The organism is Paraburkholderia sp. JPY465, from assembly GCF_050436725.1.
Taxonomy (GTDB): Bacteria; Pseudomonadota; Gammaproteobacteria; order Burkholderiales; family Burkholderiaceae; genus Paraburkholderia; species Paraburkholderia youngii.
This window is the reverse complement of record NZ_JBNDMT010000007.1, coordinates 775,017-799,341: the sequence shown is the minus strand read 5'-3', so window position 1 is coordinate 799,341 and position 24,325 is coordinate 775,017. Positions and strand designations below refer to the sequence as shown.

Here is a 24,325-nt window from a genome sequence, read left to right as displayed (position 1 = left end):
AGCGTCGCCGCAAGCTGCGCTTCCTGCGCCTCCTCTGCGGCCACCACATACGCCACCAGCTGCGGCTCGCCGGCCCGCTCCTCGCGCGCCACCACCACCGCCTCGCGTACCCATGCATGTCCGCACAGGTGCGCGGCCACCTCGCCCGGCTCGATGCGAAAGCCCCGGATCTTGACCTGCTCGTCGGTGCGCCCCAGAAACTCCAGATTGCCGTCCGGCAGGTACCGCGCCAGGTCCCCCGTGCGGTACAGCCGATCGCCCTCCACAAAGGGACTGGCGATGAACCGCTCGGCTGTCAGCTCGGGGCGGTTCAGGTAGCCACGCGCGACCCCCGCCCCGCCAATGTAGAGCTCCCCAGCCGCCCCGAACGGCACCGGCTCGCCATGACCGTCCAGCACGTACACCCGCGTGTTCGCAATCGGACGGCCGATCGGAACGTGCGTCGATACAGCGCATTCGCTCGGAATTTCGTAAAAGGTGCAACCCACAACCGTTTCGGTCGGCCCGTATTCATTCACCATCCTGGCGCCAGGCTGAACCCTGCGCCACAACTCGACTGTTGAATGCGACAGCGCTTCACCACCGATAACAAGCAGGTCAACCTGGCTGGCCATCGGGCCCGCCAGCAGCTGTTGTCCAAGCGCGTCCAGATGGCTCGGGGTAACGTTGACCAGCCCGCATGCCGAACTGGCCTGTACCTTTAGTCCCGCGACCTCATCGCGTTCCCGTACCAGCCGTGCATGACCACCGCAGATCAGCGGTGCAAACAGGCTGTTGATCGTCGCATCGAACGCCAGGGAAGAAGAAACGATCGAGGATGATCGTGGCGCGTAAGCTTCACAGGCCCACGCAAGATAATTGGCCACTCCACGATGTTCAACCATCACGCCCTTGGGCGTGCCGGTGGAGCCCGAGGTGTAGATCACATAGGCCAGATGGTGCGGGCCCAGGCCCAGCGCGCGCACATCCGGATCCGATGACGGCTGCCCGGCCCACGCCGGCGACTGCGCCTCCAGCTCCACCAGCCCCACCCCAGCGAGCGCCTCCGCGCCCAGCGCCGCACGCCCCGCCGCATCGGCCAGCACCAGCCGCGGCGCCGCCTCCCCCAGAATCTGCCGCAGCCGCGCGCCCGGATACGCCGCATCCAGCGGCACATACGCGCCCCCCGCTTTCAGGATCGCCAGCAGCCCCACCACCATCGCCGCGCTGCGCTCCACGCAGATCCCCACCGGCTGATCCGGCCTGACTCCGAGTGCGATCAGATGATGGGCCAGCCGGTTGGCCCGCGCATTGAGCTCGCCATAGCTCAGTCTCTCGTTCTCATGCACCAGCGCCACCGCCTCCGGCGCCCGCCGCACCTGCGCCTCGAACAGCTCATGGATGCACCGCTCCGACGGGTACGCCGCCTCCGTGCGGTTCAGCTCCTCCAGCAGATACCGGCGCTCCGCCGCCGGCAGGATATCGATGCGCTCCACCGGCTGGCCCGCGTCTGCAACCATCGCCCGCAGCAGCGCCAGCAGATAATCCCGCTGCCGCCTGACCGTCGACTCTTCGAACAGCGCCGTGGCATAGCCCAGCGTGCCCACGATCCGCCCGTCACACTCGCCTACGTTCAGCTCCAGCTCGAACCGGATCTGCCCGGGCGCATTGTCCACCACCTCCTCCACGCCCAGCCCGGGAAGATCGAGCCGCCCCAGCGCGTTATTCTGCCAGGCCAGCCCCACTTGGAACAATGGCGTGTGGTCAAGCGCCCGGGGCGGCTGCACGATCTCCACCACCTGCTCGAATGGCAGGTCCTGATGCTCCTGCGCCCCCAGGGCCGTACGCCGTGTCCGCTCCAGAAGCGTCGCCACGTTCGGCCCGCCCGACAGGTCCACCCGGAGCGCCAGCGTGTTCACAAAAAAGCCGATCAGCTCCTCGATCTCGCGCCGGCCGCGGTTGGCACTCGGCACCCCGATCACAATGTCGTCCTGCCCCGACAGACGCGAGAGCACCGCCGCCCAGCCCGCCAGCACCGTCATGAACAGCGTCGTGCCATGCTCACGGCCCAGCCGCCTGAGTTCCCGCGTGAGCTCCGCATCGATCTCCACCGGCACCGTGGCGCCGGCAAACGACTGGCGCGCCGGGCGCGGCCGGTCCGTCGGCAACGCGAGCATGGACGGTGCGCCTGACAGGGCCTCGCGCCAGTACTGCGCCTGACGCTGCAGCCGCTCCCCGGAGAGCCATTGCCGCTGCCAGGCCGCATAATCGGGATACTGGATCGCCGGCACCGGCAGGGCATCGGCCTGTCCGGCCACGAACGCCCGGTACAGGCTGCCCAGTTCCCGTACCAGCACCCCCACCGACCAGCCGTCCGAGACGATGTGATGCTGCGTCAGCAGGAAGACATGCTCCTGCTCCGACAGCCGGATCAGGCGCCCACGGACCAGCGGCCCGCGCGCCAGATCAAAAGGCATGCACGCCTCTTCGGCGCACAGCGCCACAAGCGCCGCCGCCGCATCCGGCCGCTCCCGCAGGTCGTGCTCCAGCACGGGCAGGCCCGTGCCGGGTGGCAGGATCTCAACCCGGGGCCCCTCCTCCGCATCAACGAAGACGCTGCGCAGCGCCTCGTGGCGCGCATACAGCTGATCGAGGCTGCGTCGCCACGCCGCGCGATCCAGCCTGCCCTGCAGCCGCCACCCCAGCGGAACGTGGTAGCGGGCGCTGTCCTTGTCCAGCTGTGCCAGAAACCACAGCCGCTGCTGGGCAAACGATAGCTCAAGCGGCGCCTGGCGCGATACGGCCACAATCGCCGGCAGGTGTTGGGGACCGGAGCGGCTCAATACCTCGACGATACTTGCCGCAAGATCGCCCAGCACCGGTCTGGCGAACAGCGTCGACAGCGGCAGTTCGACCCCAACAGCCTGCGACAGCCGGCTCGACACCTGTACCGCGAGGAGCGAGTGGCCGCCGAGCTCGAAAAAGTTGTCGTGGCGTCCGACCCGCTCCAGACCCAGCAGCTCGGCCCAGATCTCTGCCAGCGCCGTTTCGACTGCGCCCTGCGGCGCCTCATAGGTCGTCCGCGCATACGCATCGTCAGCCGGCGCGGGCAGTGCCTTTCGGTCCAGCTTGCCGTTGACCGTCAGCGGCAGCGCCGCCAGCGGCACGAACGCCGCCGGCACCATGTAGTCCGGCAGCTGCCCCACCAGATGCGCGCGCAGCGTCGCCGCAAGCTGCGCTTCCTGCGCCTCCTCTGCGGCCACCACATACGCCACCAGCTGCGGCTCGCCGGCCCGCTCCTCGCGCGCCACCACCACCGCCTCGCGTACCCATGCATGTCCGCACAGGTGCGCGGCCACCTCGCCCGGCTCGATGCGAAAGCCCCGGATCTTGACCTGCTCGTCGGTGCGCCCCAGAAACTCCAGATTGCCGTCCGGCAGGTACCGCGCCAGGTCCCCCGTGCGGTACAGCCGATCGCCCTCCACAAAGGGACTGGCGATGAACCGCTCTGCTGTCAGCTCGGGACGGTTCAGGTAGCCCCGCGCCACCCCCGCCCCGCCAATGTAAAGCTCGCCCACCGCACCAAACGGCACCGGCGCGCCATGACCGTCCAGCACGTACACCCGCGTGTTCGCAATCGGACGGCCGATCGGGACCACTGATCCATTAAAATCAGCCGGGCAATTCCAGGCCGTTACGTCGATAGCAGCTTCCGTGGGACCATATAGATTGTGCAGACCGGTCCAAGGTAATACGCACCGAACCTTCTGCGTGAGGGAAGCAGAAAGCGCCTCTCCACTACACACGAGACGCTGCAGGGAGGTGCAGCGATCAGCGCCCTTCGTGTCCATGAAGCTGGCCAGCATGGATGGTACAAAGTGTGCGGTGGTGATGCGTTGGCCGACTATCAGGTTTACAAGCGCATCCGGGTCTTTGTGTACACCAGGAACCGCCAGCACCAGGGTTGCCCCTTCAAGCAAGGTCCAGAAGAATTCCCAGGCAGAGACATCGAAGCTAAACGGGGTCTTCTGCAAGACGACATCAGCCGTATTGAGTGCATAGGCCTTTTGCATCCAGATCAGGCGATTAACGATAGCCCGATGCTCATTCTGTGCCCCCTTGGGCGTGCCGGTGGATCCGGAGGTGTAAATCACATAAGCGAGATGGCGCGAGGTCAGGCCGAGCGCACGCGGGTCCGGATCGGAGAACGGCAGGTTCGCCCACTCCGGCGTCGCCGTCTCCAGATCGACCGCTATCACATTAGTCAGCACCTCGGGGCCAAGTGCGGCGCGGCCGGCCACATCGCAAAGCAGCAGCTGCGGAGCGGCATCGCCCAGCACCTGGCGCAACCGCGCCGACGGATAAGCCGGATCCAGCGGCAGATACGCGCCCCCCGCCTTCAGGATCGCCAAGAGCCCCACCACCATCGCCGCGCTGCGCTCCACGCAGATCCCCACCGGCTGATCCGGCCTGACTCCGCGTGCGATCAGATGGTGCGCCAGCCGGTTGGCCCGCGCATTGAGCTCCCCATAGCTCAGTCTCTCGTTCTCATGCACCAGCGCCACCGCCTCCGGTGCCCGCCGCACCTGCGCCTCGAACAGCTCATGGATGCACCGCTCCGACGGATACGCCGCCTCCGTGCGGTTCAGCTCCTCCAGCAGATACCCGCGCTCCGCCGCCGGCAGGATATCGATGCGCTCCACCGGCTGGCCCGCGTCCGCAACCATCGCCCGCAGCAGCGCCAGCAGATAACCACGCTGCCGCTCGATCGTCGCCTGATCAAAAAGTGCCGTGGCATAGCTCAGTGTTCCAGCGATCTCCTCGCCATGCTCGCTAAGGCTCAGCTCCAGATCGAACTTGACCTGATCGAGCCCGTCGGCGGCAGCCTCCACACTCAGTCCGGGAAGGTCGAACGACGGACCTGCGTGGTTCTCCCAAGCCAACATCACCTGGAACAATGGCGTGTGGTCAAGCGCCCGGGGCGGCTGCACGATCTCCACCACCTGCTCGAATGGCAGGTCCTGATGCTCCTGCGCCCCCAGGGCCGTACGCCGTGTCCGCTCCAGAAGCGTCGCCACGTTCGGCCCGCCCGACAGGTCCACCCGGAGCGCCAACGTGTTCACAAAAAAGCCGATCAGCTCCTCGATCTCGCGCCGGCCGCGGTTGGCACTCGGCACCCCGATCACAATGTCGTCCTGCCCCGACAGACGCGAGAGCACCGCCGCCCAGCCCGCCAGCACCGTCATGAACAGCGTCGTGCCATGCTCACGGCCCAGCCGCCTGAGTTCCCGCGTGAGCTCCGCATCGATCTCCACCGGCACCGTGGCGCCGGCAAACGACTGGCGCGCCGGGCGCGGCCGGTCCGTCGGCAACGCGAGCATGGACGGTGCGCCTGACAGGGCCTCGCGCCAGTACTGCGCCTGACGCTGCAGCCGCTCCCCGGAGAGCCATTGCCGCTGCCAGGCCGCATAATCGGGATACTGGATCGCCGGCACCGGCAGGGCATCGGCCTGTCCGGCCACGAACGCCCGGTACAGGCTGCCCAGTTCCCGTACCAGCACCCCCACCGACCAGCCGTCCGAGACGATGTGATGCTGCGTCAGCAGGAAGACATGCTCCTGCTCCGACAGCCGGATCAGGCGCCCACGGACCAGCGGCCCGCGCGCCAGATCAAAAGGCATGCACGCCTCTTCGGCGCACAGCGCCACAAGCGCCGCCGCCGCATCCGGCCGCTCCCGCAGGTCGTGCTCCAGCACGGGCAGGCCCGTGCCGGGTGGCAGGATCTCAACCCGGGGCCCCTCCTCCGCATCAACGAAGACGCTGCGCAGCGCCTCGTGGCGCGCATACAGCTGATCGAGGCTGCGTCGCCACGCCGCGCGATCCAGCCTGCCCTGCAGCCGCCACCCCAGCGGAACGTGGTAGCGGACGCTGTCCTTGTCCAGCTGTGCCAGAAACCACAGCCGCTGCTGGGCAAACGACAGCTCAAGCGGCGCCTGGCGCGATACGGCCACAATCGCCGGCAGCGCCTGCGCTGCCGCGCCGCTCACCGCTCCGGCCACGCCTGCGGCCAGATCAGCCAGCACCGGCCGCGCAAACAGCATCGCCAGCGACAGTTCCACACCCGCAATCTGCGACAGCCGGCTGAGCAGCCGCACGGCCAGCAGCGAATGACCGCCCAGCTCGAAGAAGTGGTCATGCCGACCGACCCGCTCCAGACCCAGCAGCTCCGCCCACAGCTGCGCCAGCACCGTCTCCAGCTCCCCGCGCGGCGCCTCGTAGCCCCGCCGCGCATACGCATCGTCAGCCGGCGCGGGCAGTGCCTTGCGGTCGAGCTTGCCGTTCACCGTCAGCGGCAACTCCGCCAGCGGCACGAACGCCGCCGGCACCATGTAGTCCGGCAGCTGCCCCACCAGATGCGCGCGCAGCGTCGCCGCAAGCTGCGCTTCCTGCGCCTCCGCTGCGGCCACCACATACGCCACCAGCTGCGGCTCGCCGGCCCGCTCCTCGCGCGCCACCACCACCGCCTCGCGCACCCACGCATGTCCGCACAGGTGCGCGGCCACCTCGCCCGGCTCGATGCGAAAGCCCCGGATCTTGACCTGCTCGTCGGTGCGCCCCAGAAACTCCAGATTGCCGTCCGGCAGGTACCGCGCCAGGTCCCCCGTGCGGTACAGCCGATCGCCCTCTACAAAGGGACTGGCGATGAACCGCTCGGCTGTCAGCTCGGGGCGGTTCAGGTAGCCACGCGTCACGCCCGCCCCGCCAATGTAGAGCTCGCCCACCGCCCCGAACGGCACCGGCTCGCCATGACCGTCCAGCACGTACACCCGCGTGTTCGCAATCGGACGGCCGATCGTTTCAACGACCGCCTCCGCCCTTGCCATGCAGGTCCAGGTCGAATACGTCGTCGTTTCGGACGGAGCGTACAGGTTGCAGATCTTCTCTGCGCCACTGCTGCTGAACACTCTGCCAATCAGGCTGGCGGGCAACCGCTCACCCGCCAGGTTGATTACGCGCGGCGATGCCGGTACGGCCTGCTGGTCGAGCAGCGCCGCCATCGTCGAGGGAACCGTGTTGATCAGCGAGACATCTAGGGGTGTCTGCGTCAGTGCCAGCGCATCCTCGACAAGATAGAGTGTGCCTCCCTGCGACAGCGTAACGAAGCACTCATAGACCGACAGGTCGAAGCCGATCGAGGTAGAGAACAGCATGCGGCTGGTCTCGGATTCCGCAAACACGCGGCGGCTCCAGTGCAGCAGGTTCACGGTGCTGCGGTGCTCGACCATCACGCCCTTGGGCGTGCCGGTGGAGCCCGAGGTGTAGATCACATAGGCCAGATGGTGCGGGCCCAGGCCCAGCGCGCGCGCATCCGGATCCGATGACGGCTGCCCGGCCCACGCCGGCGACTGCGCCTCCAGCTCCACCAGCCCCACCCCAGCGAGCGCCTCCGCGCCCAGCGCCGCACGCCCCGCCGCATCGGCCAGCACCAGCCGCGGCGCCGCCTCCCCCAGAATCTGCCGCAGCCGCGCGCCCGGATACGCCGCATCCAGCGGCACATACGCGCCCCCCGCTTTCAGGATCGCCAGCAGCCCCACCACCATCGCCGCGCTGCGCTCCACGCAGATCCCCACCGGCTGATCCGGCCTGACTCCGAGTGCGATCAGATGATGGGCCAGCCGGTTGGCCCGCGCATTGAGCTCGCCATAGCTCAGTCTCTCGTTCTCATGCACCAGCGCCACCGCCTCCGGCGCCCGCCGCACCTGCGCCTCGAACAGCTCATGGATGCACCGCTCCGACGGGTACGCCGCCTCCGTGCGGTTCAGCTCCTCCAGCAGATACCGGCGCTCCGCCGCCGGCAGGATATCGATGCGCTCCACCGGCTGGCCCGCGTCTGCAACCATCGCCCGCAGCAGCGCCAGCAGATAATCCCGCTGCCGCCTGACCGTCGACTCTTCGAACAGCGCCGTGGCATAGCCCAGCGTGCCCACGATCCGCCCGTCACACTCGCCTACGTTCAGCTCCAGCTCGAACCGGATCTGCCCGGGCGCATTGTCCACCACCTCCTCCACGCCCAGCCCGGGAAGATCGAGCCGCCCCAGCGCGTTATTCTGCCAGGCCAGCATCACCTGGAACAGCGGCGTGTGGTCAAGCGCCCGGGGCGGCTGCACGATCTCCACCACCTGCTCGAATGGCAGGTCCTGATGCTCCTGCGCCCCCAGGGCCGTACGCCGTGTCCGCTCCAGAAGCGTCGCCACGTCCGGCCCGCCCGACAGGTCCACCCGGAGCGCCAGCGTGTTCACAAAAAAGCCGATCAGCTCCTCGATCTCGCGCCGGCCGCGGTTGGCACTCGGCACCCCGATCACAATGTCGTCCTGCCCCGACAGACGCGAGAGCACCGCCGCCCAGCCCGCCAGCACCGTCATGAACAGCGTCGTGCCATGCTCACGGCCCAGCCGCCTGAGTTCCCGCGTGAGCTCCGCATCGATCTCCACCGGCACCGTGGCGCCGGCAAACGACTGGCGCGCCGGGCGCGGCCGGTCCGTCGGCAACGCGAGCATGGACGGTGCGCCTGACAGGGCCTCGCGCCAGTACTGCGCCTGACGCTGCAGCCGCTCCCCGGAGAGCCATTGCCGCTGCCAGGCCGCATAATCGGGATACTGGATCGCCGGCACCGGCAGGGCATCGGCCTGTCCGGCCACGAACGCCCGGTACAGGCTGCCCAGTTCCCGTACCAGCACCCCCACCGACCAGCCGTCCGAGACGATGTGATGCTGCGTCAGCAGGAAGACATGCTCCTGCTCCGACAGCCGGATCAGGCGCCCACGGACCAGCGGCCCGCGCGCCAGATCAAAAGGCATGCACGCCTCTTCGGCGCACAGCGCCACAAGCGCCGCCGCCGCATCCGGCCGCTCCCGCAGGTCGTGCTCCAGCACGGGCAGGCCCGTGCCGGGTGGCAGGATCTCAACCCGGGGCCCCTCCTCCGCATCAACGAAGACGCTGCGCAGCGCCTCGTGGCGCGCATACAGCTGATCGAGGCTGCGTCGCCACGCCGCGCGATCCAGCCTGCCCTGCAGCCGCCACCCCAGCGGAACGTGGTAGCGGGCGCTGTCCTTGTCCAGCTGTGCCAGAAACCACAGCCGCTGCTGCGCAAACGACAACAATAGAACGTCTTCGCGGCCTATGGTCTGTATCAATCTAGGCTTTCGCTCACCGTCATTACGATTTCTGTCTTTGGCAAGTAAGACAAGCTTGGTTAAGTCATCAATATCGAGATCTTCTAACTCGATCCTAGTTAGATCTGTCATGTCCGCATTCCCAAAGAAAGCAGGTTCCGAAGTTCATCAGGATCGAATTCTCGTTCGATCAAAGCGATAGCAGTCATACGGGCCAGATCGGCCAGCACCGGCCGCGCAAACAGCATCGCCAGCGACAGTTCCACACCCGCAATCTGCGACAGCCGGCTGAGCAGCCGCACGGCCAGCAGCGAATGACCGCCCAGCTCGAAGAAGTGGTCATGCCGACCGACCCGCTCCAGACCCAGCAGCTCCGCCCACAGCTGCGCCAGCACCGTCTCCAGCTCCCCGCGTGGCGCCTCGTAGCCCCGCCGCGCATACGCATCGTCCTGCGGCGCCGGCAGCGCCCGCCGGTCCAGCTTGCCGTTGACCGTCAGCGGCAGCGCCGCCAGCGGCACGAACGCCGCCGGCACCATGTAGTCCGGCAGCTGCCCCACCAGATGCGCGCGCAGCGTCGCCGCAAGCTGCGCTTCCTGCGCCTCCTCTGCGGCCACCACATACGCCACCAGCTGCGGCTCGCCGGCCCGCTCCTCGCGCGCCACCACCACCGCCTCGCGTACCCATGCATGTCCGCACAGGTGCGCGGCCACCTCGCCCGGCTCGATGCGAAAGCCCCGGATCTTGACCTGCTCGTCGGTGCGCCCCAGAAACTCCAGATTGCCGTCCGGCAGGTACCGCGCCAGGTCCCCCGTGCGGTACAGCCGATCGCCCTCCACAAAGGGACTGGCGATGAACCGCTCTGCTGTCAGCTCGGGACGGTTCAGGTAGCCCCGCGCCACCCCCGCCCCGCCAATGTAGAGCTCCCCAGCCGCCCCGAACGGCACCGGCTCGCCATGACCGTCCAGCACGTACACCCGCGTGTTCGCAATCGGACGGCCGATCGGGACCACTGATCCATTAAAATCAGCCGGGCAATTCCAGGCCGTTACGTCGATAGCAGCTTCCGTGGGACCATATAGATTGTGCAGACCGGTCCAAGGTAATACGCACCGAACCTTCTGCGTGAGGGAAGCAGAAAGCGCCTCTCCACTACACACGAGACGCTGCAGGGAGGTGCAGCGATCAGCGCCCTTCGTGTCCATGAAGCTGGCCAGCATGGATGGTACAAAGTGTGCGGTGGTGATGCGTTGGCCGACTATCAGGTTTACAAGCGCATCCGGGTCTTTGTGTACACCAGGAACCGCCAGCACCAGGGTTGCCCCTTCAAGCAAGGTCCAGAAGAATTCCCAGGCAGAGACATCGAAGCTAAACGGGGTCTTCTGCAAGACGACATCAGCCGTATTGAGTGCATAGGCCTTTTGCATCCAGATCAGGCGATTAACGATAGCCCGATGCTCATTCTGTGCCCCCTTGGGCGTGCCGGTGGATCCGGAGGTGTAAATCACATAAGCGAGATGGCGCGAGGTCAGGCCGAGCGCACGCGGGTCCGGATCGGAGAACGGCAGGTTCGCCCACTCCGGCGTCGCCGTCTCCAGATCGACCGCTATCACATTAGTCAGCACCTCGGGGCCAAGTGCGGCGCGGCCGGCCACATCGCAAAGCAGCAGCTGCGGAGCGGCATCGCCCAGCACCTGGCGCAACCGCGCCGACGGATAAGCCGGATCCAGCGGCAGATACGCGCCCCCCGCCTTCAGGATCGCCAAGAGCCCCACCACCATCGCCGCGCTGCGCTCCACGCAGATCCCCACCGGCTGATCCGGCCTGACTCCGCGTGCGATCAGATGGTGCGCCAGCCGGTTGGCCCGCGCATTGAGCTCCCCATAGCTCAGTCTCTCGTTCTCATGCACCAGCGCCACCGCCTCCGGTGCCCGCCGCACCTGCGCCTCGAACAGCTCATGGATGCACCGCTCCGACGGATACGCCGCCTCCGTGCGGTTCAGCTCCTCCAGCAGATACCCGCGCTCCGCCGCCGGCAGGATATCGATGCGCTCCACCGGCTGGCCCGCGTCCGCAACCATCGCCCGCAGCAGCGCCAGCAGATAACCACGCTGCCGCTCGATCGTCGCCTGATCAAAAAGTGCCGTGGCATAGCTCAGTGTTCCAGCGATCTCCTCGCCATGCTCGCTAAGGCTCAGCTCCAGATCGAACTTGACCTGATCGAGCCCGTCGGCGGCAGCCTCCACACTCAGTCCGGGAAGGTCGAACGACGGACCTGCGTGGTTCTCCCAAGCCAACATCACCTGGAACAATGGCGTGTGGTCAAGCGCCCGGGGCGGCTGCACGATCTCCACCACCTGCTCGAATGGCAGGTCCTGATGCTCCTGCGCCCCCAGGGCCGTACGCCGTGTCCGCTCCAGAAGCGTCGCCACGTCCGGCCCGCCCGACAGGTCCACCCGGAGCGCCAGCGTGTTCACAAAAAAGCCGATCAGCTCCTCGATCTCGCGCCGGCCGCGGTTGGCACTCGGCACCCCGATCACAATGTCGTCCTGCCCCGACAGACGCGAGAGCACCGCCGCCCAGCCCGCCAGCACCGTCATGAACAGCGTCGTGCCATGCTCACGGCCCAGCCGCCTGAGTTCCCGCGTGAGCTCCGCATCGATCTCCACCGGCACCGTGGCGCCGGCAAACGACTGGCGCGCCGGGCGCGGCCGGTCCGTCGGCAACGCGAGCATGGACGGTGCGCCTGACAGGGCCTCGCGCCAGTACTGCGCCTGACGCTGCAGCCGCTCCCCGGAGAGCCATTGCCGCTGCCAGGCCGCATAATCGGGATACTGGATCGCCGGCACCGGCAGGGCATCGGCCTGTCCGGCCACGAACGCCCGGTACAGGCTGCCCAGTTCCCGTACCAGCACCCCCACCGACCAGCCGTCCGAGACGATGTGATGCTGCGTCAGCAGGAAGACATGCTCCTGCTCCGACAGCCGGATCAGGCGCCCACGGACCAGCGGCCCGCGCGCCAGATCAAAAGGCATGCACGCCTCTTCGGCGCACAGCGCCACAAGCGCCGCCGCCGCATCCGGCCGCTCCCGCAGGTCGTGCTCCAGCACGGGCAGGCCCGTGCCGGGTGGCAGGATCTCAACCCGGGGCCCCTCCTCCGCATCAACGAAGACGCTGCGCAGCGCCTCGTGGCGCGCATACAGCTGATCGAGGCTGCGTCGCCACGCCGCGCGATCCAGCCTGCCCTGCAGCCGCCACCCCAGCGGAACGTGGTAGCGGGCGCTGTCCTTGTCCAGCTGTGCCAGAAACCACAGCCGCTGCTGGGCAAACGACAGCTCAAGCGGCGCCTGGCGCGATACGGCCACAATCGCCGGCAGCGCCTGCGCTGCCGCGCCGCTCACCGCTCCGGCCACGCCTGCGGCCAGATCAGCCAGCACCGGCCGCGCAAACAGCATCGCCAGCGACAGTTCCACACCCGCAATCTGCGACAGCCGGCTGAGCAGCCGCACGGCCAGCAGCGAATGACCGCCCAGCTCGAAGAAGTGGTCATGCCGACCGACCCGCTCCAGACCCAGCAGCTCCGCCCACAGCTGCGCCAGCACCGTCTCCAGCTCCCCGCGTGGCGCCTCGTAGCCCCGCCGCGCATACGCATCGTCCTGCGGCGCCGGCAGCGCCCGCCGGTCCAGCTTGCCGTTGACCGTCAGCGGCAACTCCGCCAGCGGCACGAACGCCGCCGGCACCATGTAGTCCGGCAGCTGCCCCACCAGATGCGCGCGCAGCGTCGCCGCAAGCTGCGCTTCCTGCGCCTCCTCTGCGGCCACCACATACGCCACCAGCTGCGGCTCGCCGGCCCGCTCCTCGCGCGCCACCACCACCGCCTCGCGTACCCATGCATGTCCGCACAGGTGCGCGGCCACCTCGCCCGGCTCGATGCGAAAGCCCCGGATCTTGACCTGCTCGTCGGTGCGCCCCAGAAACTCCAGATTGCCGTCCGGCAGGTACCGCGCCAGGTCCCCCGTGCGGTACAGCCGATCGCCCTCCACAAAGGGACTGGCGATGAACCGCTCGGCTGTCAGCTCGGGGCGGTTCAGGTAGCCACGCGCCACCCCCGCCCCGCCAATGTAGAGCTCGCCCACCGCCCCGAACGGCACCGGCTCGCCATGACCGTCCAGCACGTACACCCGCGTGTTCGCAATCGGACGGCCGATCGGGACCACTGACCCATTAAAATCAGCCGGGCAATTCCAGACTGTCGCGAAGGTCGTCGTCTCGGTCGGGCCGTAGCAGTGAACGAGACGTACGGGGCCTTCTTCTTTCAGCAATCTCAGAAATGAGCGGAGATCATTGGGCTCCCCTCCACAGAGGAGGTACTTAAGTTGGGCTAACGTGGGAGCAATCGATGATGTAAATTGATTGAATAATGCTGTTGTTAGAAAAAGTGACGTCACCCGGTGCTGTTTAAGCGCCCGGGCAAAGCTGGAAGGGTCTGCGACAGCTTGCATTGCAACAATGCAACCACCGTTAAGTAGTGGTGCCCACACTTCGAATGTGCTTGCGTCGAAGGCGGGATTGCCGGCCCATGCCACACGATCCCCCGCCTCGATCTTCGCATATGCATTGTTGATCACGAGCCGGTTGACGGCACGATGAGAGACAAGAACTCCTTTGGGAAGGCCGGTTGAGCCGGAGGTGTACATTACGTATGCGGCAGCCTCAGCGGTCAATGCCAGGCCAGGATCGGAACTACATCCCGTTCCAACTATGAGCGGCTCAATAGCCAGAACCGGTATCGTCGCCTCAACCAGATTGTCGCCGTCAATCTGGCCAAGCACCAGACGGGCAGCACAATCAGCGAACAGCCATTCCTGTCGTGCAGAGGGAAGGCCGCGATCGATCGGCACATATACTCCGCCCGTCTTCAGGATCGCCAGCTGCGCCACCACAAGAGCGACGGAGCGGTCAAGCACTGTCGCAATGCGATCTCCCGGCCTGACTCCAAGTGCGATCAGATGATGGGCCAGCCGGTTGGCCCGCGCGTTGAGCTCGCCATAGCTCAGTCTCTCGTTCTCATGCACCAGCGCCACCGCCTCCGGTGCCCGCCGCACCTGCGCCTCGAACAGCTCATGGATGCACCGCTCCGACGGATACGCCGCCTCCGTGCGGTTCAGCTCCTCCAGCAGATACCCGCGCTCCGCCGCCGGCAGGATCTCCAGCTCCCGCACCGGCGTGTGCGGCGAGCGCTCCAGCAGCTCCGCCAGGTGCTCCAGCGCATGTTGCATGTAACCGCAGATACGCTCTGCTGAAACCGGCCCGCTCACCTGTGCCGTCAGGCCCAGTGCCTCTTCGCAGTCCTCCACCGACAGGCTCAGGGGATAGTTGGTGCGCTCCTGCGCACCCAGCCATTCGATGCCGTCCAGGACATCGTCGCCCACCGCCCCCTGAAGCGCCGCCAGCGTATTGTGGCGATAGTTCAGCAGCGCGCCAAACAGCGGCGCAGGCGCCGCAACGCCGCTGCAGCGCTGCGCCAGCGCCAGCGGGGCATGCTCGTGGGTGAGCAGCTCCGCCAGCCGCGCGTGGGTGCGACGCACACTCTCCCCGACCCCGGTTCCATCCACATCGAGCCGCACCGGCAGCGTGTTGATGAACAGGCCCATCGCCCGGTCCGCGCCGCTGCCACCATGCATGCGCCCGAACAGCACCGTGCCGAACACCACCTGCTCGCGCCCGCTGCTGCGCGCCACCACCTGCGCCCACGCCAGATGGCACAGGCTGGCCACGCTCACCCCCAGCCGCCGCGCCTGCTGCCGCAGCCGGTCGTTAAGCGCCTGCGGCAACTGCCGCCGCGCCTCGTCGTCCACCCCGCTGCCGTCGCCGCGCACCTCGCCCAGCCCGAACGGCAGCGTCGGCCCGTCAATCCCCGAGAGCATCTCCCGGAAGAACTGCTCATGCGCCTGCTCTCCCACACCCAGCCGCGCCTGCGCTATCAGGTTACGGAATGGCTGCGGCTCGGCCAGCTCGTGCCCGCGTCCCGCCAGCACGCTCCGCACCTCCGCATGCATTACCTCTGAGGTCGTGTGATCGCCGATCAGATGATGCTGCAGCGCCAGCAGCAGCCAGCGCCCGCTGTCCGGCTCCCGGGCCGTCACAAACCGTATCAGTGGCGCCCGCCCCAGATCGATGCGCTGCCCGCGCGGATCGAACCGGCGCCGCAGCTGCTCGGGAGCCGGCCCCTCAGCCTCGTCCAGTTCAACCTCCACCACCTCCAGCCGCGCCTGGCGCCATACCACCTGCGCCGGACTGGACAGCCCCTCCCACACAAACGACGTGCGCAGCATGTCGTGCCGGTCCACCACCCGCTGCACTGCCGCCAGATAGCGCTCCAGCAGGTCACGACCGGCAAATGCCATCTGCGAGACCAGCAGGTACGGATCGCCCTGGCTGGCCAGCAGATGATGGAACAGGATGCCCTCCTGCAGCGGCGAGAGGGCATAGATGTCCTGGATGTTGGCCAGCCCTCCGGGCACCGTGGCCACCACCCGGTCGATCTCCGCCTGGCTCAGCCCGATGAGCGGCAGCATCCCGGGGGTGATCGCCGTACTGTGCGCGGCAATCAGGTTGGCGGGGACCGCGACCTCCTGATGGCGCCCCAGGCTGGCCGCCAGATCGGCCAGCACCGGCCGCGCGAACAGCGTGCGCACCTCTACTCCCAGCGAGCGCTGCCGCAGCCGCTCCATCAGTTGCACGGCCAGCAGTGAATGACCGCCCAGCTCGAAGAAGTGGTCATGCCGACCGACCCGCTCCAGACCCAGCAGCTCCGCCCACAGCTGCGCCAGCACCGTCTCCAGCTCCCCGCGTGGCGCCTCGTAGCCCCGCCGCGCATACGCATCGTCCTGCGGCGCCGGCAGCGCCCGCCGGTCCAGCTTGCCGTTGACCGTCAGCGGCAACTCCGCCAGCGGCACGAACGCCGCCGGCACCATGTAGTCCGGCAGCTGCCCCACCAGATGCGCGCGCAGCGTCGCCGCAAGCTGCGCTTCCTGCGCCTCCTCTGCGGCCACCACATACGCCACCAGCTGCGGCTCGCCGGCCCGCTCCTCGCGCGCCACCACCACCGCCTCGCGTACCCATGCATGTCCGCACAGGTGCGCGGCCACCTCGCCCGGCTCGATGCGAAAGCCCCGGATCTTGACCTGCTCGTCGGTGCGCCCCAGAAACTCCAGATTGCCGTCCGGCAGGTACCGCGCCAGGTCCCCCGTGCGGTACAGCCGATCGCCCTCCACAAAGGGACTGGCGATGAACCGCTCGGCTGTCAGCTCGGGGCGGTTCAGGTAGCCACGCGCGACCCCCGCCCCGCCAATGTAGAGCTCCCCAGCCGCCCCGAACGGCACCGGCTCGCCATGACCGTCCAGCACGTACACCCGCGTGTTCGCAATCGGACGGCCGATCGGAACGTGCGTCGATACAGCGCATTCGCTCGGAATTTCGTAAAAGGTGCAACCCACAACCGTTTCGGTCGGCCCGTATTCATTCACCATCCTGGCGCCAGGCTGAACCCTGCGCCACAACTCGACTGTTGAATGCGACAGCGCTTCACCACCGATAACAAGCAGGTCAACCTGGCTGGCCATCGGGCCCGCCAGCAGCTGTTGTCCAAGCGCGTCCAGATGGCTCGGGGTAACGTTGACCAGCCCGCATGCCGAACTGGCCTGTACCTTTAGTCCCGCGACCTCATCGCGTTCCCGTACCAGCCGTGCATGACCACCGCAGATCAGCGGTGCAAACAGGCTGTTGATCGTCGCATCGAACGCCAGGGAAGAAGAAACGATCGAGGATGATCGTGGCGCGTAAGCTTCACAGGCCCACGCAAGATAATTGGCCACTCCACGATGTTCAACCATCACGCCCTTGGGCGTGCCGGTGGAGCCCGAGGTGTAGATCACATAGGCCAGATGGTGCGGGCCCAGGCCCAGCGCGCGCACATCCGGATCCGATGACGGCTGCCCGGCCCACGCCGGCGACTGCGCCTCCAGCTCCACCAGCCCCACCCCAGCGAGCGCCTCCGCGCCCAGCGCCGCACGCCCCGCCGCATCGGCCAGCACCAGCCGCGGCGCCGCCTCCCCCAGAATCTGCCGCAGCCGCGCGCCCGGATACGCCGCATCCAGCGGCACATACGCGCCCCCCGCCTTCAGGATCGCCAAGAGCCCCACCACCATCGCCGCGCTGCGCTCCACGCAGATCCCCACCGGCTGATCCGGCCTGACTCCGAGTGCGATCAGATGATGGGCCAGCCGGTTGGCCCGCGCATTGAGCTCGCCATAGCTCAGTCTCTCGTTCTCATGCACCAGCGCCACCGCCTCCGGTGCCCGCCGCACCTGCGCCTCGAACAGCTCATGGATGCACCGCTCCGACGGATACGCCGCCTCCGTGCGGTTCAGCTCCTCCAGCAGATACCCGCGCTCCGCCGCCGGCAGGATCTCCAGCTCCCGCACCGGCGTGTGCGGCGAGCGCTCCAGCAGCTCCGCCAGGTGCTCCAGCGCATGTTGCATGTAACCGCAGATACGCTCTGCTGAAACCGGCTCGACCGCTTCCGCCGTCAGGCCCAGCGCCTGCCCGGAGTCTTCCACCGACAGGCTCAGGGGATAGTTGGTGCGTTCCTGCGCACCCAGCCACTCGATGCCGCCCGGGACATCGTCCGCGGCGGCGCCCTGAAGCGCCGCCAGCGTATTGTGGCGATAGTTCAGCAGCGCGCTGAACAATGGCGCAGGCGCCGCAACGCCGCTGCAGCGCTGCGCCAGCGCCAGCGGGGCATGCTCGTGGGTGAGCAGCTCCGCCAGCCGCGCGTGGGTGCGACGCACACTCTCCCCGACCCCGGTTCCATCCACATCGAGCCGCACCGGCAGCGTGTTGATGAACAGGCCCATCGCCCGGTCCGCGCCGCTGCCACCATGCATGCGCCCGAACAGCACCGTGCCGAACACCACCTGCTCGCGCCCGCTGCTGCGCGCCACCACCTGCGCCCACGCCAGATGGCACAGGCTGGCCACGCTCACCCCCAGCCGCCGCGCCTGCTGCCGCAGCCGGTCGTTAAGCGCCTGCGGCAACTGCCGCCGCGCCTCGTCGTCCACCCCGCTGCCGTCGCCGCGCACCTCGCCCAGCCCGAACGGCAGCGTCGGCCCGTCAATCCCCGAGAGCATCTCCCGGAAGAACTGCTCATGCGCCTGCTCTCCCACACCCAGCCGCGCCTGCGCTATCAGGTTACGGAATGGCTGCGGCTCGGCCAGCTCGTGCCCGCGTCCCGCCAGCACGCTCCGCACCTCCGCATGCATTACCTCTGAGGTCGTGTGATCGCCGATCAGATGATGCTGCAGCGCCAGCAGCAGCCAGCGCCCGCTGCCCGGCTCCCGGGCCGTCACAAACCGTATCAGTGGCGCCCGCCCCAGATCGATGCGCTGCCCGCGCGGATCGAACCGGCGCCGCAGCTGCTCGGGAGCCGGCCCCTCCGCCTCGTCCAGTTCAACCTCCACCACCTCCAGCCGCGCCTGGCGCCACACCACCTGCGCCGGAACGGACAGCCCCTCCCACACAAACGAGGTGCGCAGCATGTCGTGCCGGTCCACCACCCGCTGCACTGCCGCCAGATAGCGCTCCAGCAGGTCACGACCGGCAAATGCCATCTGCGAGACCAGCAGGTACGGATCGCCCTGGCTGGCCAGCAGATGATGGAACAGGATGCCCTCCTGCAGCGGCGAGAGGGCATAGATGTCCTGGATGTTGGCCAGCCCTCCGGGCACCGTGGCCACCACCCGGTCGATCTCCGCCTGGCTCAGCCCGATGAGCGGCAGCATCCCGGGGGTGATCGCCGTACTGTGCGCGGCAATCAGGTTGGCGGGGACCGCGACCTCCTGATGGCGCCCCAGGCTGGCCGCCAGATCGGCCAGCACCGGCCGCGCGAACAGCGTGCGCACCTCTACTCCCAGCGAGCGCTGCCGCAGCCGCTCCATCAGTTGCACGGCCAGCAGTGAATGACCGCCCAGCTCGAAGAAGTGGTCATGCCGACCGACCCGCTCCAGACCCAGCAGCTCCGCCCACAGCTGCGCCAGCACCGTCTCCAGCTCCCCGCGTGGCGCCTCGTAGCCCCGCCGCGCATACGCATCGTCCTGCGGCGCCGGCAGCGCCCGCCGGTCCAGCTTGCCGTTGACCGTCAGCGGCAACTCCGCCAGCGGCACGAACGCCGCCGGCACCATGTAGTCCGGCAGCTGCCCCACCAGATGCGCGCGCAGCGTCGCCGCAAGCTGCGCTTCCTGCGCCTCCTCTGCGGCCACCACATACGCCACCAGCTGCGGCTCGCCGGCCCGCTCCTCGCGCGCCACCACCACCGCCTCGCGTACCCATGCATGTCCGCACAGGTGCGCGGCCACCTCGCCCGGCTCGATGCGAAAGCCCCGGATCTTGACCTGCTCGTCGGTGCGCCCCAGAAACTCCAGATTGCCGTCCGGCAGGTACCGCGCCAGGTCCCCCGTGCGGTACAGCCGATCGCCCTCCACAAAGGGACTGGCGATGAACCGCTCGGCTGTCAGCTCGGGGCGGTTCAGGTAGCCACGCGCGACCCCCGCCCCGCCAATGTAGAGCTCCCCAGCCGCCCCGAACGGCACCGGCTCGCCATGACCGTCCAGCACGTACACCCGCGTGTTCGCAATCGGACGGCCGATCGGGACCACTGATCCATTAAAATCAGCCGGGCAATTCCAGGCCGTTACGTCGATAGCAGCTTCCGTGGGACCATATAGATTGTGCAGACCGGTCCAAGGTAATACGCACCGAACCTTCTGCGTGAGGGAAGCAGAAAGCGCCTCTCCACTACACACGAGACGCTGCAGGGAGGTGCAGCGATCAGCGCCCTTCGTGTCCATGAAGCTGGCCAGCATGGATGGTACAAAGTGTGCGGTGGTGATGCGTTGGCCGACTATCAGGTTTACAAGCGCATCCGGGTCTTTGTGTACACCAGGAACCGCCAGCACCAGGGTTGCCCCTTCAAGCAAGGTCCAGAAGAATTCCCAGGCAGAGACATCGAAGCTAAACGGGGTCTTCTGCAAGACGACATCAGCCGTATTGAGTGCATAGGCCTTTTGCATCCAGATCAGGCGATTAACGATAGCCCGATGCTCATTCTGTACCCCCTTGGGAGTTCCGGTTGAGCCTGAGGTGTAGATCACATAGGCGAGATGGCGGGACGTGAGGCCAAGCGTGCGCGGCTCCGGGTCCGAACGCGGCTGCTCGCCCCAGACCGGCGTGGCCGTCTCCAGATCGACCGCTATCACATCGGTCAGCACCTCGGGGCCGAGTGCGGCGCGGCCGGCCGCATCGCAAAGCAGCAGCTGCGGAGCGGCATCGCCCAGCACCTGGCGCAGCCGCTGGGACGGATAGGCCGGATCCAGCGGCAGATACGCGCCCCCCGCTTTCAGGATCGCCAGTAGCCCCACCACCATCGCCGGGCTGCGCTCCACGCAGATCCCCACCGGCTGATCCGGCCTGACTCCGAGTGCGATCAGATGGTGCGCCAGCCGGTTGGCCCGCGCATTGAGCTCGCCATAGCTCAGTCTCTCGTTCTCATGCACCAGCGCCACCGCCTCCGGTGCCCGCCGCACCTGCGCCTCGAACAGCTCGTGGATGCACCGCTCCGACGGATACGCCGCCTCCGTGCGGTTCAGCTCCTCCAGCAGATACCCGCGCTCCGCCGCCGGCAGGATCTCCAGCTCCCGCACCGGCGTGTGCGGCGAGCGCTCCAGCAGCTCCGCCAGATGCTCCAGCGCGCACTGCATGTAGCCGCACACCCGCTCCGCAGAAACCGGCCCGCTCACCTGCGCCGTCAGGCCCAGTGCTTCTTCCCAGTCCTCCACCGACAGGCTCAGGGGATAGTTGGTGCGTTCCTGCGCACCCAGCCACTCGATGCCGCCCGGGACATCGTCCGCGGCGGCGCCCTGAAGCGCCGCCAGCGTATTGTGGCGATAGTTCAGCAGCGCGCTGAACAATGGCGCAGGCGCCGCAACGCCGCTGCAGCGCTGCGCCAGCGCCAGCGGGGCATGCTCGTGGGTGAGCAGCTCCGCCAGCCGCGCGTGGGTGCGACGCACACTCTCCCCGACCCCGGTTCCATCCACGTCGAGCCGCACCGGCAGCGTGTTCATGAACAGGCCCATCGCCCGGTCCGCGCCGCTGCCACCATGCATGCGCCCGAACAGCACCGTGCCGAACACCACCTGCTCGCGCCCGCTGCTGCGCGCCACCACCTGCGCCCACGCCAGATGGCACAGGCTGGCCACGCTCACCCCCAGCCGCCGCGCCTGCTGCCGCAGCCGGTCGTTAAGCGCCTGCGGCAACTGCCGCCGCGCCTCGTCGTCCACCCCGCTGCCGTCGCCGCGCACCTCGCCCAGCCCGAACGGCAGCGTCGGCCCGTCAATCCCCGAGAGCATCTCCCGGAAGAACTGCTCATGCGCCTGCTCTCCCACACCCAGCCGCGCCTGCGCTATCAGGTTACGGAATGGCTGCGGCTCGGCCAGCTCGTGCCCGCGTCCCGCCAGCACGCTCCGCACCTCCGCATGCATTACCTCTGAGGTCGTGTGATCGCCGATCAGATGATGCTGCAGCGCCAGCAGCAGCCAGCGCCCGCTGCCCGGCTCCCGGGCCGTCACAAACCGTATCAGTGGCGCCCGCCCCAGATCGATGCGCTGCCCGCGCGGATCGAACCGGCGCCGCAGCTGCTCGGGAGCCGGCCCCTCAGCCTCGTCCAGTTCAACCTCCACCACCTCCAGCCGCGCCTGGCGCCATACCACCTGCGCCGGACTGGACAGCCCCTCCCACACAAACGACGTGCGCAGGATATCGTGCCGGTCCACCACCCGCTGCACTGCCGCCAGATAGCGCTCCAGCAGGTCACGACCGGCAAATGCCATCTCCCGGGCCAACAGATAGGGATCGCCCTGGCTGGCCAGCAGATGATGGAACAGGATGCCCTCCTGCAGCGGCGAGAGAGCATAGATGTCCTGGATGTTGGCCAGCCCTCCGGGCACCGTGGCCACCACACGGTCGATCTCCGCCTGGCTCAGCCCGATGAGCGGCAGCATCCCGGGGGTGATCGCCGTACTGTGCGCGGTAATCAGGTTGGCGGGGACCGCGACCTCCTGATGGCGCCCCAGGCTGGCCGCCAGATCGGCCAGCACCGGCCGCGCGAACAGCGTGCGCACCTCCATCCCCAGCGAGCGCTGCCGCAGCCGCTCCATCAGTTGCACGGCCAGCAGCGAATGACCGCCCAGTTCGAAGAAGTGGTCATGCCGACCGACCCGCTCCAGCCCCAGCAGCTCCGCCCACAGCTGCGCCAGCACCGTCTCGAGCTCCCCGCGCGGCGCCTCGTAGCCCCGCCGCGCATACGCATCGTCCTGCGGCGCCGGCAGCGCCCGGCGGTCCAGCTTGCCGTTCACCGTCAGCGGCAGCGCCGCCAGCGGCACGAACGCCGCCGGCACCATGTAGTCCGGCAGCTGCCCCACCAGATGCGCGCGCAGCGTCGCCGCAAGCTGCGCTTCCTGCGCCTCCGCTGCGGCCACCACATACGCCACCAGCTGCGGCTCGCCGGCCCGCTCCTCGCGCGCTACCACCACCGCCTCGCGCACCCACGCATGTCCGCACAGGTGCGCGGCCACCTCGCCCGGCTCGATGCGAAAGCCCCGGATCTTGACCTGCTCGTCGGTGCGCCCCAGAAACTCCAGATTGCCGTCCGGCAGGTACCGCGCCAGGTCCCCCGTGCGGTACAGCCGATCGCCCTCCACAAAGGGACTGGCGATGAACCGCTCGGCTGTCAGCTCGGGGCGGTTCAGGTAGCCACGCGTCACGCCCGCCCCGCCAATGTAGAGCTCCCCAGCCGCCCCGAACGGCACCGGCTCGCCATGACCGTCCAGCACGTACACCCGCGTGTTCGCAATCGGACGGCCGATCGGGATAGAGGCGGATCCATCGATAACTTTGGATATTTCAAATGTGACGCTTCCAACTGTCGCTTCTGTAGGACCGAAGTGGTTGATCAGACGCACATTCGGGAAACGCTTTCGCCAAAACTGAATATCCGCAGGTACTAACGGTTCCCCACCAACCATCAGTACCTTCGTCGGAGCCGGACCTTCGTAACACTCCAGTTGCCGGTTTAACAGGCTCAGGTGCGAAGGCGTCAGCTTGATCAAATCGTAGACCCGACCATCGTTAGCAGGAGAAAGTAAATCAGTTTCAACAGGAGGTTTTAGAAGATACAGCGCTGCACCTGCCAACAGGGGCCCGAATAAAGTTGTAACGATGCCGTCAAAGCTCAACGAATGTAATATCGGCGAACCATTCAACGCTTCTTCGTAATAACTGCGATGTGACCATTGCAAATAATTCAACAGGTTTCTGTGCTCGACCATGACGCCCTTGGGCGTGCCGGTGGAGCCCGACGTGTAGATCACATAGGCCAGATGGTGCGGACCCAGGCCCAGCGCGCGCACATTCGGATCCGATGACGGCTGCCCGGCCCACGCCGGCGACTGCGCCTCCAGCTCCACCAGCCCCACCCCAGCGAGCGCCTCCCCGCCCAGCGCCGCACGCCCCGCCGCATCGGCCAGCACCAGCCGCGGCGCCGCCTCCCCCAGAATCTGCCGCAGCCGCGCGCCCGGATACGCCGCATCCAGCGGCACATACGCGCCCCCCGCCTTCAGGATCGCCAGCAGCCCCACCACCATCGCCGGGCTGCGCTCCACGCAGATCCCCACCGGCTGATCCGGCCTGACTCCGAGTGCGATCAGATGATGGGCCAGCCGGTTGGCCCGCGCGTTGAGCTCCCCATAGCTCAGTCTCTCCTTTTCATGCACCAGCGCCACCGCCTCCGGCGCCCGTCGCACCTGCGCCTCGAACAGCTCATGGATGCACCGCTCCGACGGATACGCCGCCTCCGTGCGGTTCAGCTCCTCCAGCAGATACCGGCGCTCCGCCGCCGGCAGGATGTCGATGCGGCCCACCGGCTGCCGAGGCTCAGCCATCACAGCACCCAACAATTTTTCCAAATGCTGTGTAATACGTTCGACATTCTCCGGTGCCAAGCGGCTTCTGTCGAAGTGCCATCGAAAGCTACCGTCCAAAGAGCACACTTCAAGCGTCAGCAC

Annotated in this window: 1 protein-coding gene and 1 pseudogene (1 of these 2 running past the window's edge); both read right to left on the bottom strand. The window is 67.7% G+C overall.

The annotated features are described in order from the left end of the window. A pseudogene (locus QFZ94_RS44345) lies at positions 1-9,284 on the bottom strand (amino acid adenylation domain-containing protein); its annotated part reaches 3,313 nt to the left of the window's first position; the annotation flags it as partial. After that, entirely contained in the window at positions 9,281-24,325 is a 15,045-nt protein-coding gene (locus tag QFZ94_RS44340; RefSeq protein WP_429464345.1) for an amino acid adenylation domain-containing protein, read from the bottom strand. The pseudogene QFZ94_RS44345 and the gene QFZ94_RS44340, both read right to left, overlap by 4 nt.